The following is a 17,501-nucleotide window of genomic DNA, read 5'->3' as shown; positions in this document are numbered from 1 at the left end:
GCGTGTGGGCCCACTCCGTCCAGCCGCGCGCATCACGCCGTGTGCGCGCGTGCCGGAGCCCGCTCCAGCAGGGTGGTCAGCTCGGCCGCGCCGGCCTCCAGCTCCTTCTCCCGCGCGTCGAGGACGTCCGTCATCGTCCGCAGCGGCCGGGCCAGTTCGTCGAGACCGGCCCGGACCTGCGCGATCGCCGTCGTCCAGCCGAAGTCCGGGCGGTCCTCCCCGTCTCCGAGCACGCGGTTCACGATCGTCTCGGCCGTCTCGCCCATCCTGCCGCGCAGTTCGCTGCGCCGCTCCGCCTCCCGGGCCTCCAGACGCACTTCCTGGATCTCGCGGAAGACGAGGGTGCCGAGTTCGAGCACGGACGGAAGCACCGCGTCCAGCACCTTCATCCGCCGGAGCGAGGCCTGCGCCTGCGCGACGTGCTTGGCGTCGGCGAACCCGACACCGCTGCGGAAGTAGTAACTCAGCTTGCGCCGCTGGCCGGCGAGGCTCTCCACCTGTCCCAGCTCCGCCACGGCCTGGTCGAGTGACATGCCCAGCTTCTTCTCCAGGTGGCTCTGGTAGAGGCTGCGGACCACGCAGCGGACATGAGTGCGCAGCTCGCCCAGGACGACGTCGAGACTGCGCTCCCCGGTCCTCGCCGCGGCCCGCGGTGTGTGCCGGACCGGCGGGTCGGTGAGCGTGCCCACGAACCGCTGGAACGCCGTGGCGGCGGCGCGCTGGGCCCGCGCGGCCAGGTCGGTGTCCGTCCGCCGCACCAGATGGTCGAGTTCGGCGCCCCAGCGGGTGGACCACCCGGCCAGGACCTTGCCGAGGCCGCTCTCCGCCTGGGCCCGGACCGCGGCTTCGTCCGCGCCGTGCAGGTTCTCGACCGCGGAGCCGAGCAGGTCGAGGACCGAGGCCCGCAGCTCCGCGCGGGCGGCGCCGACGAGGCCGTCCAGCTCTTCGGTGACGGCGGCGAGCCGGGCCAGTTCCCGGCGCGCCTCGTCGGCCGCGAGCCGGGTCTGCGTCCGTTCGGTCGCGGCCTCGTCCAGCGCCCGCGCCGCGACCCGGCTCCAGAGCCGCACCTCGGCGGCGGCGCGCAGCTCCGGGCGCCGGCCGACGAGGGCGGCCAGGTCCGCGCGGAGCCCGGCGATGCCGTCCCAGTCCCCGGTCGGCCCGTCGAACACGCCGAGACCGTAGGGGTCGGCGGCGACGAGGTGGACCGGAGCGTCCTGCGGCGGCGGGCCGCCGTCCGCGTCGCGGCTCAGGAGCAGGACCAGCTCGTCGCGCTTGCGGGCGCAGAGCCGCCGGTACGCGTCCGGGTTGTCCTGCGGGTCGATGCCCGCCTCGTCCATCCGCCCCACCGCCAGCAGCAGTGCGCCCGCCGGGAAGAGCCGCGACGCCTTCGGCCCGAAGAGGGCGCCGGTCGCCACGGCGCGGATGTGCTCCACGCCGGTGGTGGCCAGCTGGGGCGGGAGCACGACGAGCAGCGCGTCGGTGACGCCGAGCGCGTTGTCCGCGGCGGCCTCGTGCTCGGGGTGGCCGGCGGAGATGCCCGGGGTGTCGGTGTATTCGAGCCCGGCGCTGGTCTCCCGCCCGACGACGAAGGTCTCGGGGCGGGCACCGATCGTCAGCCAGGACGGCACCGCCGTCCCGTCCTCCACCAGCAGGCGCTTGACCAGGCTGGACTTGCCGGAGTCGTAGGGGCCGTAGACGGTCACCCGCACGGCCGGGCTGTCCCGGAACTCGTCCCACAGGGCCGTGACCTCGTCGGTGACACCCTGCCCGGCGACGGTGCGCACCGCGGCGCGGACCCGGTCGGTCCACTCCGCGGTGCCGCCGCTTTCCGCCCCGTCGGCGGACGAGGCCGCGGTCCCGTTCCGGGTCTTGGTCTCGCTCATCGCTCCCCCTCTTCGTCCTGTCGTGCCGAGTGGCCCACGGGCTCGTGGCCCAGGTGGGCGAGCGCGTCGGCGATCACGTCCCGGATGGCGCCGATCCTGTCCCGGAGGCCGTCCGTGGTCCGGGCGTACACGGCCGTGCGCGCGTCGATCTCCTTGACGCGGGCGGCCAGTTCCGCGCAGTCGTCGTCGAGTCCGGACAGCAGGCCCGGTTCGTCCCCGGTTCCGTCCGTGATCACCTCGGCCCACCGGGCGCCGGACTCCCGCAGGGCCACCGACACCGCCAGCCGGCCCCGGGCCAGTTCCTGTTCGTCCTTCACATCGCGGACCAGGGTGTAGACGTCGACGGCGCTGCCGGCCGCTTGCAGGACCATTCCCGCCCTGGCCATCAGCACCGCCCCGCGCGCGAGCGTGGCCGGCTCCACGCTCCGGCCGAGCCACGTCGCCACCCGGGCGATCACCGGGCCGTCGGCGGCCTTCCCGATCAGCGCCCCCGCCCGGCCGAACCCGCGGGCGGCCTTCTTGCGGCGCTCGCGGCGCGGGTGGCCGCTCAGGAAGCGGAGGGCCTCCACGGCGCCGGTCCCCGGGAACGTCCGGGCGAACGCCTTGGACTCCAGGCGGCGGCGGAAGGAGTGGGCGGTGCGCCGCCGCCATACCGCGATCTCGTCGGCCGACTCGGCCCACCACTGCTCGACGACCGCCCGCAGGTCCGGGTCCTCCGTCCACCGGTCGAGGCGCTCGGCGAGCACCTTGCGTCGCTCCGGGTCGCCGTTGCGCAGCGCCCTGCCCAGTCCGCGGTCGAGGAACTCGGCCACCAGGTCGGTGAGGCGCGCGGCCCGTACCTGCCGGATGGCGAGGCCCTCGCGGAGCCGGTCCGTGACGTCCGCGCGCAACCGGTCGAGCTGGTCGGCCCGTTCGCGCGCCACACGCTCCTCGGCCTCGGCGTTCCGCAGCACGGCGCCGAACCGCGCGAGCCCGCCGTGCAGTACGGACACGTCGACGCCGTTCGCGTCCAGAGCCGGCCGCAGTTGCTCCAGTGCCTCGGCGAGGACGTCCACGCCGTCCCAGTGGCGGTGCGGGTCGAAGTGCTCCCTGCGGCTGCCGTGGAGGCCGTAGGGGTCGGCGGACACGCACACGACGCGGTCCGGGTCGACCGGCGGCCGCCCGGAACCGGGCGGCGCCGTCCGCTCCAGCGCCTGCGCGAGCTCCATGCGCTTGCGGGCGCAGCGCAGGGCGAACTCCTCGGGCGCGTCGAACGGATCGGGGCCGATCTGGTCGGAACGGTTGACGATCAGGACGGTCCGGTCGAGCTTTCCCGGCAGGTGCCGTTCCGGGTCCCCGTCGAGGACGAGGTCCAGGTCGTCGTGCCGGCCCACGACCAGGTTGGGCGAGAACAGGTAGAGGACCGCGGCGGCGTCCGGCACCGCGCGCCGCGCCGCCGCACGGTGCGCCGTCCGGCCGCTCTGGAAGCCGGGGCTGTCGACGAACACGACGCCATCGATCTCGTACGAGGCCGGCTCGGCGGTCTTCGGTACGGCGGCGACGGCGGGGAGTTCATCCGGATCCGTCTCGGTGTCGACCAGCAGGCGCCGGATGAAGGAGGACTTCCCGGTGTTGTAGTCCCCGCACACCAGGACCCGGGGCCGGGCGTCGGCCGCGAGCCCGCCGAGCTGTGCCAGCACCTCGTCGCATGCGACGTCGACGGCGGCAGCGGCTTCCGCCGCCCCGGTGTCCTCGGCCGCCGGGCCGGGGCCACCGGATCCGGCGGTACGCCGGCGCAGCAGGCGGCGGGTCTCCCGCAGCCAGCGCCGGCCCGATCCGGGGGCCGGCACGGCGAACGGCCCCCCGGCTGCCCTTCGCGTCCACTCCAGGAACCCGGGCTGGGGCAGGGGCCGCGCCGGTTCGGACGGCGGCGAGGGTGCCTGTCCGGTGCCCGGCTTCCCGGCACACCAGGACTCGCCGAGCCACAGGTGCGCGGCCGCCGCGTTCCCGGCGAGGCCGGTGGCGGCCTCGCACGCGACGGCGGTCTCGCGCAGTACTGCCGCCGGGTCGACGGGGTCCGGCAGACCCGCGGCCGCATTCCGCAGCAGCTCCCGGCGGTGCGCGGCGAACTCGGCGACGCGGCGCAGTTCCACGCCCTGTCGTACGGCGGCGCCGACCTGTTCGGCGAGGGCCCGGCGGACCAGCTCGCCCGCCCGCGCGGCGGCCGCCGTGCGAGCCCCCTCGAAGGTCGCGGCCACGGCCTTGCGGGCGTCGGCGCGGGCGCGTGCCAGCGCCTCCTCCTGGCGCCGGCGGGCACGGCGGCGGCTCCAGCCGCTGAACGCCCGCCCGATCAGGCCGGCGGCGGCCCCCGCGAGCAGGATGCCGCCGACGGTCCAGCCGACCGGGTTCCAGATGTTGGCGGCGACGAGGGCCGCCATGGCGGCGCTGCCGATCCCCGCGGCCGCTCCGCCGACACCGGCGGCGATGCTCACGCCGCGGAGCAGCCGCCCGGCCCGGCCCTCCACCCGGGCCCGCTCGGCCGCGACCGCGGCCAGGTCCGCCGCGGCGTCCTCGACGACGAGGCCGACCCGGCGCCGCAGGTGTGCGGCGCTCGCCCGCAGCGCCCCCTGCAGGGCGTCCTCGATCTCCGCGGTGTCGAAGACCCGCTGGGCGAACACCCGGTCCGGCACCACCTCCCTGCGCGCCATGGCCCGGTCGACGACGTCGTCGGCGCGCCGCTGGGCAGCGTCCCGCACCGGGGCCAGTGCCGCGCGGATCGCGTGGTCGGCGTACCGCTCGAACTCCCCCGTCGGGGGTGCCTCGAAGCGTCCTGCGCGCATGCGCTCCAGCTCGGCCAGGGCGGCGCACAGACCCCCGTCGGCCCGGCCGGGGTCATGTTCCGGTCGGCCGCCCGCGGCAGCGGATCCCGCCTCCGTGCCCGCCGCGGGGTCGCGGTCCGGGAAGGCCGACTCCGGTGAGCCCAGGACCGTCAGCATCCGTTCGATGCCGATCTCGGTCTGCTCGGCGAGCCGGAGGGCGGGCTCCTCGACGTGCACCCGGAGGCTGTCGTCCGCGTTCCGGCAGGCCCCGCCGACCTGGGACACCAGCGCGCCGAGCCGCAGACCGACCGCGTCCCGGCCGAGGGCCGTGGCGAGCAGCGATTCGAGGGCCGGCAGGTTCGACCAGTCGAGGAGGACGTCGGTGGACCCCGCCTCGGCCCGGTGCCTGGACAGGCTGTCGGCGTCGGGCCCCTGGTAGGGCAGGGCGGCGCGGGCGAACACCGCCCGCTTGGTGTTGAGGGCCACGACCGGGACGTCGTGCAGGCCGATCCGGGCGAGTTCGTCCCGGATGTTCTCGGCGTGCTCGGCGACGGAGCGGGAGAGCCTGCGACGGATTTCCTGCTGCGGCACCCGGGTGGGGAAACGCCACATCGAGCTGCGGTTGTTGAGGACGGCGACCACCGGCTTGCCGTAGTCGGCGATCCAGTCGGCCACCTTGGCGAACTCCCCCTCCTGCTGGCTCTGGCTGTCGAAGCAGAGGATCACCACGTCGGCGGAGACCAGTGCCTCGCGGGCGGTGTCCTCCAGTTGGTTGCGGGACTTCGTCCGCCCCCAGCCGTTGGTGCCCGGGGTGTCCGCGACGCGGCAGCCGCGCCACTGGCCCGCAGCGACGTCGGTCGTCCAGTCGGACGCGCCGTCAGGGGAGATCGAATCGCCGCACCCCTGGGTCAGCGCCTCCCTCAGGCTGCTCTTGCCGGTGCCGGTGCGGCCGAAGAGGACGAGGTTGAACGTTTCGAGTCCGTCACCGAGCCGGCGCTCCGTCAGCTCGGTCAATTCGCGGACGACTGCCCGTACCGCATCGTCGGCGTACGCGCGGAGCGCGTCGGGACCGGGCGGGTCCGACGCGCCGGAGGCCGCCGCCGCGCCGGACGATGCACGCCCGACGCCCTGCATGAGCCCGCCGACGAGCCCGTCGATCTCGCGTCGCAGCCGCGCCGCGACCGGACGGCTCCGTTCGATCGCCTCCGCGACAGCGCTTTCCAGCTTCTCCGCCCCCACCAGAGCCTCCCCAGCTCCGTACCCGCCCGTCACCCCGAAGGCCGGGCGGTGCGGGGCAAGCGTGGCAGAAAAACGACCCCCGCGACAGGCTTTTTCGACATATATGCGAACTGCTGGACAACGCCCGCGCTCCGGGGTACACGCGGTTCGGCCGGTTTCGCGTTGACGCCGTCGCCGTCCGGCGGAGTCCTGCGTGTAGGCGATGGCTACTTGGTGTGGCCGTCGTGCTGTGTCCGCCCCCTGATCCGGCCTGATCGACGAGACGCCCCCCGGCGCCGTGCACAGGGGCTGCGCGGGCGGCTCACACGCGCTGTAATGGCGACGTGGTCTATGAGGGCGCTGCGATCAGCAGAACGAGGGCGGAGCGTGCCGAAGCCGCCCTCGCGTCGCTGACGGCGACCCCGGCCACCGCCGACCGGCTCCGCCGGGTCCTGGAGCAGGCCCTGGTCTTCGCCGGGGCGTCGTTCGCCGGGGTGTACACGCCCGGTGACGACCCCGCGCTGCTCCGCCTCGCCGAGTCCGCCGGGCTGCCCCGCACCCTGTACGGGCTGCGGGACGGCTACCCGGCCTCCGGAGCCTCCCCGGTCGCCGAGGCCCACCGCACCGGCCGGCCGCGCTGGTGCGGCCCCGACGAGCTCGCCGGCTTCCCGGACGCGCGCCGCACCCCGTCCCCGGACTTCTCCCTGGCCGCCCTGCCGCTCGGCCACGGCGGCTGTCTGCTGGCCGTCTGCGAACACCCCGGCGGCTTCGGCACCGACGACCGGGCCTGTCTGGAGCTGATCGCCCGCGCGGTCGCCGTACCCGTCCCGGGCGCCGCCGGTGACACCGGCGAGCTGCGCGAGGACGCCTTCAGCCTGGCCATGGACACCGGCCGGGTGGAGGTCGGCGACGCGATCCTGCGCCTGTTCGGGATCCCCCGGAACGACTTCGACGGCCGTGTGGACACGCTGCTCGGCCACGCGGTGCCCGAGGACCTGCCCGCGCTGATGTCCGTGGTCGAGGCCGATCACATGTCCATCGGCGACCGCGAGCTGGAGTTCCGCATCCTCCAGCCCACCGGCGCGCCCAAGTGGCTGCGGCTGCGCGGCCGGCTGGTGCCCGGCGGCGAGGGGCGTCCCGCCCGGCTCGTCGGCACCGTCGCCGACGCCTCCACCCTGCGCTCCGACGTCACCGACGTCGCCCGGGTACAGCGGCTGGCCGCCGCCCTCGCCACCGCCGGCACCGTGAAGGACGTGGGCCAGGCCGTCGTGGCCGCCCTGCGGCGACCGCTCCAGGCCGACCGGATCGCGCTGGCCGAGCTGGAGAACGACCGGCTGGTCGTCACCGTCCTCGACCCGCCCGCCCCCGAGGCCTGGCCCGAGGTGTGGCGCAGCGAATGGCGCACCGAGTGGCCCGACGCGCCGGTGCGCGCCATGCCCACCCTGTCGGCCGCGCTGCGCGAGGGCCGCGCCCGGATCTGGCCCGCGGGCAGCCCGCTGGAACCCGCCCTCGCCGAGGTCGGCCCCGGCGGCCTCGCCGTGCTGCCGCTGCCCGCCGGCGGCCGCATGGCCGGCGCCTGTCTGATCGGCTGGGACCGCCCGCGCGATTTCGGCCCCGACGAACGCGCCCTGCTCACCGCCTGCGCCGGCCTCACCGGCCAGGCCCTGCTGCGCGCGCACGCCTTCGACGCCGAGCACGAGCTCGTCGGCATGCTCCAGCGCACCCTGCTGCCCCGCCGCCTGCCCCGGCTGCCCGGCGCGGTCGCCGTCGCCCGCTACCTGCCCACCACGGCCGGCCTGGAGGTGGGCGGCGACTGGTACGACGTGATCCCGCTCGCCGACAACCACGTCGCCCTCGTCATCGGCGACGTCCAGGGCCACAACGCGGGTGCCGCCACCCTCATGGGCCAGATGCGCACCGCGCTGCGCGCCTACGCCACCGAGGGGCACACCCCGGACGTGGTGGTCGCCCACGCCAACCGGCTGCTGCTGGAGATGGAGACCGACCTCTTCGCCACCTGCGCCTACGTCGACGTCGACGTGGAGCAGGGCACCGCCTGGTGCGTGCGGGCCGGGCACCTCCAGCCGGTGCTGCGGCACCCGGACGGCACCGCCGAGATCGTTCAGGCGGAGGGCGGCCCGCCGCTCGGCGTGCTCGCGCAGGCCGAGTTCCCGATCACCCCGCTGCGGCTCCAGCCCGGCACGGTGCTCGCGCTGACCACCGACGGCCTGGTGGAGTCCGCCGAAGCCGACCTGGACGCCGGTATGGAGCGGCTGGCCCGCGAGCTGGCCGCCGCCGACCCCGCCCATCTCGGGCTGGTCGCCGACACGCTGCTCAGCGGCGCCCACCGCGGCGACGACGTGGCCCTGCTGCTGGTGCGCTACGACGGCATGGCGGTACGGCCGCTGCGGGAGAGCTGGACGGTGTGGCGGGTGCCGGAGGCGGTCCGGCACGCCCGCCGCTTCACCCGGCGCACCCTGCGCGTCTGGGGGGTCTCCCAGGACGCCCTCGACGCCGCGCTCCTCGTCGTCTCCGAACTGGTCACCAACGCCCTGGTGCACACCGGTGGCCCGGTCCGCCTCGATCTCAGCCTGATCAACCACCGGTTGCGGCTCGCCGTGGCGGACACCTCCCCGCGCAGTCCCGTCAAACCCACCAGCATCGGCTGGGAGGCCACCGGCGGCCGGGGCATCCTCCTGGTGGAGGCCGTCTCCGACGCCTGGGGGACCGTACCGGTCAGCGGTGGCAAACAGGTCTGGGCGGACCTCCCCACCGGCTGAGCCCTCCACTGAACCGCCGGCCGGGGGCTGTCCGCCGGCCCGCCGGCCGACCGCCACTCGGGTGCGCCCGCGGCCGCGCACGGCAGGTCGCCCTGGGCCTGCGCGCCGGATGTGCCTAGGGTCGGTTGGCGTGTCGCACACCTTCGAAGAACTCGTCGCCAAGCAGCGCGCGGCCGAGGCCGCCCATGCCCAGGTCCGGGACCTGCGGGACGCCTACGGCCCGCCGGCCGAGCGGCGGATGACCGGAGCCCAGTCGGGCACGTACGAGACCGCCCTGCGCGCCTGGCGGGATCTGGCCCGCGATCTCCAGACGGCGGTGAGCGAGTACGCCCGGCAGACGGGCCGGCCCCGGCCCGAGATCGAGGCGGAGGTGGCCCGCGCGGCGGCGGAGGAGGAGGACTGACCCGCAGGACCGACCCGTAGGACCGACGCCGCGGGACTGACCCACACGAGCGACCCGGCACCGGACCGCGCCGGCCCGCCCTGGAGCGCGCCGCGCGGTACCGTGCCGTGCCGCGCCGGGCGGTGCCGGCCCGCGGTGAGCTGCGCCGACGGCGTCGGACCGTCCGTGGTCGCTCCGGTCGTCCCCGGGCCGCCCCGGACGCCCGTCGTCGCGCCGGCGCGCATCCGCCGGGCAACGCCGGGTACCCGGCGTTCATGAACACTGCCATGTACCAAGCGGCCGCGGGCGTCCAGGTCTTCGGATACGTCCTCATCCTGATCGCCGGAGTGGCCTGCGTCGCGGGACTGATCTGGGCTTTCCGGCTGGGCATCAGGGTGCGTGAGCGTGAACCCGCACCGCCGCGGCCCGACGAGCAGCCCACGATGCCGCCGTCCGGCCCGGTCCACGAGACCCGCGAGGTCCGCGAGCCCGACGAGGTGCCCCGGGCCGCCGACGAGAGCGAACGCCTCACCCCCCACCAGCTCGGCAACGCCGGCACCAAGCGCGCCGACGACCAGCGCCGCGCCCGCTGGTCGCCGGGCTCCAGCGGCTCGTTCGGCGGCGGGGGCGGCGGCCGGACCTGACCCGGTGCCGGCCTCCGCGGCGGCACACGGTGTTCGCCGGCTCCGCGGACCGGGGACCGGTCGCGCACGGATCGCCCGGCACCTTCCCGTACCGGCGCCTTGCCGTACCGGCGCCTTGCCGTACCGGCGGCCTCGCCGCGCAGACGCACGACACTCCGATCCGGCCCGTCCAGCGGGCCGGATCGGGCGCGTCAGGGGCGGCTCCTGGCGAGCAGTTCCACGATCTCGGCGGTCGTGCCGGTCTCCCCGAGCCGCGGGAAGATCCGCTCGACGCTGTTGGCGTGCGCCTCGCCGTCGGCGTCGGCCATCGCGTCCGTGGCGAGGGTGACGTGGTAGCCGTGGGCGTAGGCGTCCCGGGCGGTGGACTCCACGCCGATGCTGGTGGCGATCCCGGTCAGCACGATCTGCGTGACGCCCCGGCGGCGCAGCTGGACGTCGAGGCCGGTGCCGTGGAAGGCGCTCCAGTTGTGCTTGGTGACACGGATGTCGCCGGGGTGCCCGGACAGTTCGTCGACGATGGCGTCCCAGCCCTCGGGGAAGGCGAGCCCGCGTGGCCCCCGCTCGGTGCGGCCGGGGACGGCGTCGGCCCCGTCGGGCGCGAAGGAGACCCGGACCAGGACCACGGGCAGTCCGTGGGCGCGGAAGGCACCGGCGAGTTCCGCGGTGCGGGAGACGACGTCCGGGCCGGGGTACGGCCGGGTGGGCATGGCCACGATGCCGTTCTGGAGGTCGACGGCGACGAGGGCGGTACGGGGATCGAGCGTGCTGAGCGCCATGCGGGGGTCAGGCCTTTCGAAGGGGTCGGCCGGCCGGGGTCACGGCCGGGCGGGGGAGGAGCACATGCCGTGGGCGAGGTGCCCGGTGGGCCCGGCTGTCACGGCTGCGACAGCCGTTCCAGCAGTTCCAGTGCCGCGAGGACCGTCCGCCGCTCCTCCTCGGTGTAGCGGTCCTGGAAGGCCCGGGCCAGCCACTCCTCGCGGACCTGCCGGTTGCCCGCCACGCGGGCCCGGCCGGCGTCGGTCAGGGTGACCAGCTGGCGGCGGCCGTCGTCGGGGTCGGGAGCGCGGCGGATCAGCGCGTGCCGCTCCAGCGCGGTCAGCGTGGTCGCCATGGACTGCGGACGCACCCCCTCGGCGGCGGCGAGCGCGCTGGCGGTGGCCGCGCCGTGCTTGCCGACGAGAGTGAGCGCCGACTCCTGCGAGGGGCTGAGGTCGGCGTCCTGCGCCACCTCCCGGATGCGGCGCCGCAGCCGGCTGAAGACCACGCGCAGGTCACGCGCGGCGCGGGTGGCGGAATCGGAGATGTCGGCCATGACCGCCACCTTACGACCGACAGGCCACACTGTCCAGTTCGAACTGTTCAGTTTTGGCTGACTGTTTGCCGGGTACTCGCCCGCCCTCGGACAGCGCGGTACGTCGGTGAACCAAGGAGCCCAGATGACCCCTCCGGACATGTCCGGCCTGGAGGCGGCCCTCCGCGCCGAGGTGGACGGCGAAGTCCGCTTCGACGCGGGCAGCCGCGGCGCCTACGCCACGGACGGTTCGAACTACCGGCAGGTCCCGCTGGGCGTCGTCGTCCCCCGCACCGTCGAGGCGGGGGCGCGGGCGCTGTCGGTGTGCGCCCGCTTCGACGCCCCCGTGCTCTCCCGCGGCGGCGGCACCAGCCTGGCCGGCCAGTCGGCCAACACGGCGGTGGTGATCGACTGGAGCAAGTACTGCACGAGGGTGCTCTCCGTCGACCCCGAGGCACGCACCTGCGTGGTGGAGCCCGGCATCGTCCTGGACGAACTCAACCGCCGACTCGCCCGCCACGGGCTGCAGTTCGGCCCGAAACCGTCCACCCACAGCCACTGCGCGCTCGGCGGCATGATCGGCAACAACTCCTGCGGCGCCTCCGCCCAGGCGTACGGCAAGACCGTCGACAACGTCCGCCGCCTGGAGATCCTCACCTACGACGGCCTGCGCGCCTGGGTCGGCCCCACCCCGCCCGACGAACGCGCCCGGATCACCGCGGGCGGCGGCCGGCTCGCCGAGCTCTACACCGGCCTCGACCGCATCGCCGGCGAGTACCTGGCCGACATCCGCCGCGGCTTCGCCCGGATCCCCCGCCGCGTCTCCGGCTACAACCTGGACTCGCTGCTGCCCGAGAACGGCTTCGACGTCGCCAAGGCGCTCGTCGGAAGCGAGGGCACCCTCGTCACGGTCCTGCACGCCGAACTCGACCTCGTGCCCGTGCCGCCGTACCGGTCCCTGCTGGTCCTCGGCTACGACGACATCTGCGCCGCCGCCGACGACGTGCCCCGCCTGCTGGAGCACTGCTCGCCCACCCAGCTGGAGGCCCTGGACGGGCGCATGGCCCAGCTGATGCGCGCGGAAGGCGCCTACCTGGACTCGCTGGACATCCTGCCCGAGGGCGGCAGCTGGCTGATGGTGCAGTACGGCGGGGACAGCCGGGACGACGTCGACGAACAGGCGCACGCGCTGCTGCGCGCCATCGGCCGGGACGAGAAGGACGCGGACGTCGCCTTCTCCGACGACCCCGCCCGCGAGCAGAAGATGCTCAGGGCCCGCGAGGCCGGGCTCGGCGTGACCGCCCGCCCGCCGGACGAGCGCGAGACCTGGGAGGGCTGGGAGGACTCCGCCGTACCGCCCGAACGGCTCGGCGACTACCTGCGCGACCTCAAGCGGCTGTTCGAGGAGTTCGACTACGACCACCCGTCCCTCTACGGGCACTTCGGGCAGGGCTGCGTCCACACCCGCATCCCCTTCGGGCTGAGGACCGCCGAGGGCGTGGCCGGCTTCCGGCGGTTCCTGGAACGCGCGGCCGACCTCGTCGCCTCCTACGGCGGCTCCCTCTCCGGCGAGCACGGCGACGGCCAGGCCCGGGGCGAACTGCTCACCCGGATGTTCGGTGAGCGGCTCGTCACCGCGTTCGGCGAGCTGAAGGCGCTCTTCGACCCGGGCAACCGGATGAACCCCGGCAAGGTCGTCCACCCCGACCCGGTCGACGGGCAGCTGCGGCTCGGTCCCGGCTGGCGGCCGGCCACCCCCGCCACCCACTTCGGCTTCCCCGAGGACGACCACTCCTTCCACCGCGCGGTGATGCGCTGCGTCGGCATCGGCAACTGCCGCAGCCACTCCGGCGGCGTGATGTGCCCCTCGTACCGGGCCACGAGGGAGGAGGAGCACTCGACCCGCGGCCGGGCCCGGCTGCTGTTCGAGATGCTCGGCGGGCACGCCGACTCCGCGATCGAGGACGGCTGGCGCTCCACCGCCGTACGCGACGCCCTGGACCTCTGCCTGGCCTGCAAGGGCTGCAAGTCCGACTGCCCGACCGGCGTCGACATGGCCACCCTCAAGGCGGAGTTCCTCTCCCACCACTACGCCCGCCGCCTGCGCCCCGCCGCCCACTACTCCATGGGCTGGCTGCCGGTGTGGGCGCGCCTGGGCGCCCTCGCCCCCTCCCTGGTCAACTCGGCCCTGCACGCGCCCGTCCTGGCCCGCGCGGGCAAGCGGCTGGCCGGTGTCGACGGCGCCCGCCCGGCACCGGTGTTCGCCGAGGAGTCCTTCCTGCGGTGGTGGCGGGCGCGCGGCCGGGACGAGCCCGACCCGGCCGACCCGCGCACCGTCGTGCTGTGGCCCGACACCTTCAGCACCTACTTCCACCCCTCGATCGCGAAGTCGGCCGTGCGGGTCCTGGAGGACGCCGGCTTCCGGGTCGCCGTCCCCACCCGGCCGGTCTGCTGCGGCCTCACCTGGATCTCCACCGGGCAACTGCCCATGGCGAAGAAGGTGTTGCGCCACACCCTCGGCGTGCTGCGCCCCTACCTGGAGGCCGGCACCCCGGTGATCGGCCTGGAACCCTCCTGCACCGCCGTGTTCCGCGCGGACGCCCGGGAGCTGCTGCCCGGCGACCAGGACGCGGAGCGGCTCGCCGGGCAGACCCGCACCTTCGCCGAACAGCTCGTCCACCACGCCCCCGACGACTGGCGGCCCCCGCGGCTCGGCCGGCGGGCGACCGTGCAGACCCACTGCCACCAGCACGCCGTCATGAAGTCCGACGCCGACCGCGAACTGATGCGCCGCGCCCACCTCGACGCCGAGGTGCTCGACGAGGGCTGCTGCGGCCTGGCCGGCAACTTCGGCTTCGAACGCGGCCACCACGAGGTGTCCATGGCCGTCGCGGAGCAGGGCGTCCTGCCCGCCGTACGCGCCGCCGCCCCGGACAGCCTGGTCCTCGCCGACGGCTTCAGCTGCCGCACCCAGATCGAGCACGGCGGCACCGGCCGCCGCGCCCTGCACCTCGCCGAAGTGCTGGCCCTCGCCCTCGACGGCGCCCTGCCCGGCGACCATCCCGAGCGACTGGCCACCCGGCCCGCCCGGCCGTCCCGGACGGTCCGCTGGGCGACGGCCGCCTCCGCCGCCGTCGCCCTGGGCGCCGTGGGTGCCGTGGGCATCGTGGGCGGCCTGCGGCAGCCGAGGAGGTGACCTGAGCGACCAGCCGGCCGTGGAAGTGGAACGAGCAGGGCGGAACGGTCCACCCGGACATGAGCCGGGTGGAAGGACGGACACCGCGTACGCGGGAGGAGAGAGGACCATGCCCCCCACCGTCGTCATCACCGGCGCCAGCGCCGGCATCGGCCGTGCCACCGCACGCCTGTACGCCCGGCGCGGCGCCGACGTCGTCCTCATCGCGCGCGGCGAGGGCGGTCTGGAGGCGGCGGCCGACGAGGTCGCGGCGCTCGGCGGACGGCCCCTGGTGCAGGTGGCCGACGTGGCCGACCCGGCTCGGCTGGAGGCCGCCGCCGAGGCCGCGGAGAAGGCGTTCGGCCCGGTCGACGTCTGGATCAACTGCGCGTTCTCCACGGTCTTCGCGCCGTTCGAGGAGATCACCCCCGAGGAGTTCAAGCGGGCCACGGAGGTGACCTACCTGGGCTTCGTCAACGGCACCCGCACCGCGCTGCGGCGGATGCTGCCCCGCGACCGGGGGACGATCGTGCAGGTCGGCTCCGCGCTCGGGGAGCGGTCGGTGCCGCTCCAGTCGGTGTACTGCGGCGCCAAGCACGCCATCAACGGCTTCACCTCCTCCCTGCGCACGGAACTGCTGCACCGCGGCAGCAACGTGCACGTCACCGTCGCCCAGCTGCCCGGCGTCAACACCCCCCAGTTCGAATGGGTCCGCTCCCGGCTGTCCCGGCACCCGATGCCGGTCGCGCCGTTCTACCAGCCCGAGGTCGCCGCGCGCGGCGTGCTGTACGCCGCCGACCACCCGCGGCGCAAGCAGTACTACGTCGGAGCCACCACCGTGGCCACCCTCTGGGCGAACCGGTTCGCCCCGGCCCTCCTCGACCGCTACCTGGCCCGCACCGGCTTCGACTCCCAGCAGACCGACCGCGTCCCGCCCGCCGGTGAGGACAACCTCTTCGCACCGGCCGACCGGGAACCCGCCGACGACCAGGGCGCCCACGGCTCCTTCGACGACAGGGCGCACGCCCGCTCCTGGCAGGAGACGCTGGTCCGGCACCCCGCGGCCACCGCCCTCGGCGCGGGCGCCGCCCTGCTGGGCACGGTACGCGGCCTGCGCCGCGTCACCGGGCGAGCCGCATAGGCTGACGCGGTGCGCCTCCTCCTCGTGTCCGACACGCACCTGCCCAAGCGGGCCAAGCGGCTCCCCGAGCAGTTGCTCGCCGAACTCCCCGATGCGGACGTGGTCCTGCACGCCGGGGACTGGGTCGACACCGCCACCCTCGACCTGCTGGAGAGCCGCAGCCGCCGGCTGATCGGTGTGTACGGCAACAACGACGGCCCGGAGCTGCGCGCCCGGCTCCCCGAGGTGGCCTACGCCGAACTGGGCGGCCTGCGCTTCGGCGTCGTCCACGAGACCGGCCCCGCCCAGGGCCGCGAGGCGCGCTGCGCCGCCCGCTTCCCCGACCTGGACGTGCTGGTCTTCGGGCACAGCCACATCCCCTGGGACACCACGGCCCCCGGGGGCCTGCGCCTGCTCAATCCGGGCTCCCCGACCGACCGCCGCCGCCAGCCGCACTGCACCTACCTCACGGCGACGGTGGCCGGCGCCGCACTCACCGACGTGACGCTGCACCGCCTGCCCCGGCGCCGCTGATCAGTCGTGCGAGTATGCCGGGATGATCTCCGGCACCGGCATACCGCACGTCGTACCCGCCGGCCGCATGGCCGATCACGCGCAGCCCGTCCTCGCCCTGCCGGACGGCCGGGAACTGCGGCCCTGGCGGCCCGGGGACGCCGACGCGCTGGTCGCCGCCGGGCAGGACCCGGCGATCCGGCGGTGGAACCTGTTCACCGTGGCCGACCGCGCCGACGCCCGCGCCCGGATCGACCGCATGCACGAGCGGTGGCGGGCCGAGACCGGCGCGGTGTGGGCCGTGGCGCGGCCGGACGGCCCGGCCGTCGGGCTCATCGGGCTCAACGACGTCGATCTCGCGGGCGGCGGCGCGGAGATCGTCTACTGGCTGCTGCCCGCGGCGCGCGGCGGTGGTGTGGCCGTAGCGGCGACCCGGCGGCTCGCCCGGTGGGCCCTGGCCGACCTGGGCCTGCACCGTCTCCGCCTGTGCCACTCGACGGCCAACCCCGCGTCCTGCCGGGTGGCGGAGAAGGCGGGCTTCGCCTTCGAGGGCACGCAGCGCAGCGCCCTGCTGCACGCCGACGGCTGGCACGACCAGCACCTGCACGCGCGGGTGGCGGGTGACCCCGAGTAACGCGGGGAGCGGCCGCCACGGCCGGCACCGTCACGCGCGCCTGGTCGGCGCCCGGGTGACCCCGGCGGCGCCGGCCACGGCCGGCCCCCGCACGCGGGCGTGGCCGCGGACCGCTCCGGTGGCGCGGAGGGCGCCGGGGCTCAGGCCACGCCCCGGGGGTGGATCGCCCCGCTCGTCCTGCTGAGCGGTGCCCCGGTGCCGCCCCGCCGCAGGGCCACGATCTCCGCCGCCACCGACACGGCGACCTCCTCCGGCGTACGGGCGCCGAGGTCGAGGCCGACCGGGGAGCGCAGCCGGGCCAGTTCCGCGTCGCCGAGGCCGGACTCGACGAGGCGGCGCAGCCGGTCGTCGTGGGTGCGCCGGCTGCCCATCGCCCCGATGTAGGCCGCCGGGCGGCGCAGCGCCTCCCGCAGCACCGGCACGTCGAACTTCGGATCGTGGGTCAGGACGCAGATCACCGTCCGCTCGTCGGTACGCGTGCCGCGCAGGTACCGGTGCGGCCAGTCCACGACGACCTCCACGCCCTCCGGGAACCGGCTGGGCGTGGCGAACACCGGCCGGGCGTCGCACACGGTCACCCGATACCCGAGGAAGCCGCCGAGCCGGGCCACGGCGGCGGCGTGGTCGATCGCGCCGAACACCGGGTCCCGGGCCGGCGTCACCAGCCGTACCAGGACGGTGATCTCACCGCCGCAGGTGAGCCCGGACGCGAAGGCGTCGTCGTCGGTGCAGCCGAACGTCTCCAGACGGGCCGTGCCGGTCTCCACCACCTCCTGGGCCAGCTCGAACACCGCGCCCTCGACACACCCCCCGGCCATGCTGCCGACCACCTCGCCGTCCGGCCCGACCGCCAGCGCGGCCCCGGGCCCGCGCGGGGCGCTGTGGCCGACCGAGACGACCGTGGCCAGCCCGAACGGCAGCCGGGCGGCGTACCACCGGTCCAGTACGGCGAGAATCTCACGCATCGTCCGCTCCTCGGCTCGACCCCCGCCACGGGCCTCTCGTTGAACGTTAATCCGTTGGCGCCGTGGGCGCCTTTCTGCTGCACTGCACCGGTCGAGTT

The 17,501-nt window shown here is 75.5% G+C and carries 12 protein-coding genes; 7 read left to right on the top strand and 5 right to left on the bottom strand.

The window, feature by feature from the left end; translation table 11 throughout:
* Nucleotides 1–32 precede the first annotated feature (32 nt).
* Nucleotides 33–1,883, bottom strand: a complete 1,851-nt coding sequence (locus tag ABZ576_RS09265) for a GTPase domain-containing protein (RefSeq protein WP_360737883.1) — start codon at nucleotides 1,881–1,883, stop codon at nucleotides 33–35.
* Nucleotides 1,880–5,920 (bottom strand): GTPase, encoded by a 4,041-nt coding sequence (locus tag ABZ576_RS09260; RefSeq protein ID WP_360737881.1) that lies wholly within the window; start codon nucleotides 5,918–5,920, stop codon nucleotides 1,880–1,882. Before ABZ576_RS09260 ends, ABZ576_RS09265 begins: the two co-directional genes overlap by 4 nt.
* Before the next feature lie 323 nt (nucleotides 5,921–6,243).
* On the opposite strand from ABZ576_RS09260, the gene ABZ576_RS09255 reads away from it, so the two are divergent.
* The 3 genes from ABZ576_RS09255 (at nucleotide 6,244) to ABZ576_RS09245 (ending at nucleotide 9,705) form a co-directional block, all read left to right on the top strand.
* Nucleotides 6,244–8,679 carry a SpoIIE family protein phosphatase gene (locus ABZ576_RS09255; protein ID WP_360737879.1) on the top strand — a complete coding sequence of 812 codons (2,436 nt, stop codon included), beginning with the start codon at nucleotides 6,244–6,246 and terminating at the stop codon, nucleotides 8,677–8,679.
* Between the two features lie 130 nt (nucleotides 8,680–8,809).
* Nucleotides 8,810–9,082, top strand: a complete 273-nt coding sequence (locus ABZ576_RS09250) for a hypothetical protein (protein WP_360737876.1) — start codon at nucleotides 8,810–8,812, stop codon at nucleotides 9,080–9,082.
* A gap of 254 nt (nucleotides 9,083–9,336) precedes the next feature.
* Entirely contained in the window at nucleotides 9,337–9,705 is a 369-nt protein-coding gene (locus tag ABZ576_RS09245; RefSeq protein WP_360737874.1) for a DUF6479 family protein, read from the top strand.
* 191 nt (nucleotides 9,706–9,896) lie between these two features.
* On the opposite strand, the gene ABZ576_RS09240 is transcribed toward ABZ576_RS09245, so the two are convergent.
* Nucleotides 9,897–10,481: an isochorismatase family protein gene (locus ABZ576_RS09240; RefSeq protein WP_360737872.1), complete on the bottom strand. Its 585-nt coding sequence runs from the start codon at nucleotides 10,479–10,481 to the stop codon at nucleotides 9,897–9,899.
* Nucleotides 10,482–10,579: 98 nt separating this feature from the next.
* Complete coding sequence (locus tag ABZ576_RS09235; protein ID WP_360737870.1) at nucleotides 10,580–11,017, bottom strand: MarR family transcriptional regulator; 438 nt, start codon at nucleotides 11,015–11,017, stop codon at nucleotides 10,580–10,582.
* Between the two features lie 124 nt (nucleotides 11,018–11,141).
* Between ABZ576_RS09235 and ABZ576_RS09230 the strand changes: the two genes are divergently transcribed.
* The 4 genes from ABZ576_RS09230 (at nucleotide 11,142) to ABZ576_RS09215 (ending at nucleotide 16,438) form a co-directional block, all read left to right on the top strand.
* Entirely contained in the window at nucleotides 11,142–14,192 is a 3,051-nt protein-coding gene (locus ABZ576_RS09230; protein WP_360737867.1) for an FAD-linked oxidase C-terminal domain-containing protein, read from the top strand.
* A 109-nt stretch (nucleotides 14,193–14,301) separates the two neighbouring features.
* Complete coding sequence (locus ABZ576_RS09225) at nucleotides 14,302–15,312, top strand: SDR family oxidoreductase (protein WP_360737864.1); 1,011 nt, start codon at nucleotides 14,302–14,304, stop codon at nucleotides 15,310–15,312.
* A gap of 9 nt (nucleotides 15,313–15,321) precedes the next feature.
* Nucleotides 15,322–15,825: a metallophosphoesterase gene (locus ABZ576_RS09220; protein WP_360737862.1), complete on the top strand. Its 504-nt coding sequence runs from the start codon at nucleotides 15,322–15,324 to the stop codon at nucleotides 15,823–15,825.
* Nucleotides 15,826–15,847: 22 nt separating this feature from the next.
* Nucleotides 15,848–16,438, top strand: coding sequence for a GNAT family N-acetyltransferase (locus tag ABZ576_RS09215; RefSeq protein ID WP_360737860.1), 591 nt, complete (start codon nucleotides 15,848–15,850; stop codon nucleotides 16,436–16,438).
* Between the two features lie 140 nt (nucleotides 16,439–16,578).
* Here the strand turns inward: ABZ576_RS09215 and ABZ576_RS09210 are convergent, their stop codons facing one another.
* Nucleotides 16,579–17,403 (bottom strand): XdhC family protein, encoded by an 825-nt coding sequence (locus ABZ576_RS09210; protein WP_360737858.1) that lies wholly within the window; start codon nucleotides 17,401–17,403, stop codon nucleotides 16,579–16,581.
* Nucleotides 17,404–17,501: the final 98 nt, after the last annotated feature.

The sequence above is a fragment of the Streptomyces sp. NPDC013455 genome (assembly GCF_040632975.1).
Lineage (GTDB): Bacteria > Actinomycetota > Actinomycetes > Streptomycetales > Streptomycetaceae > Streptomyces.
This window is presented reverse-complemented; position numbering and strand designations above follow the sequence as displayed.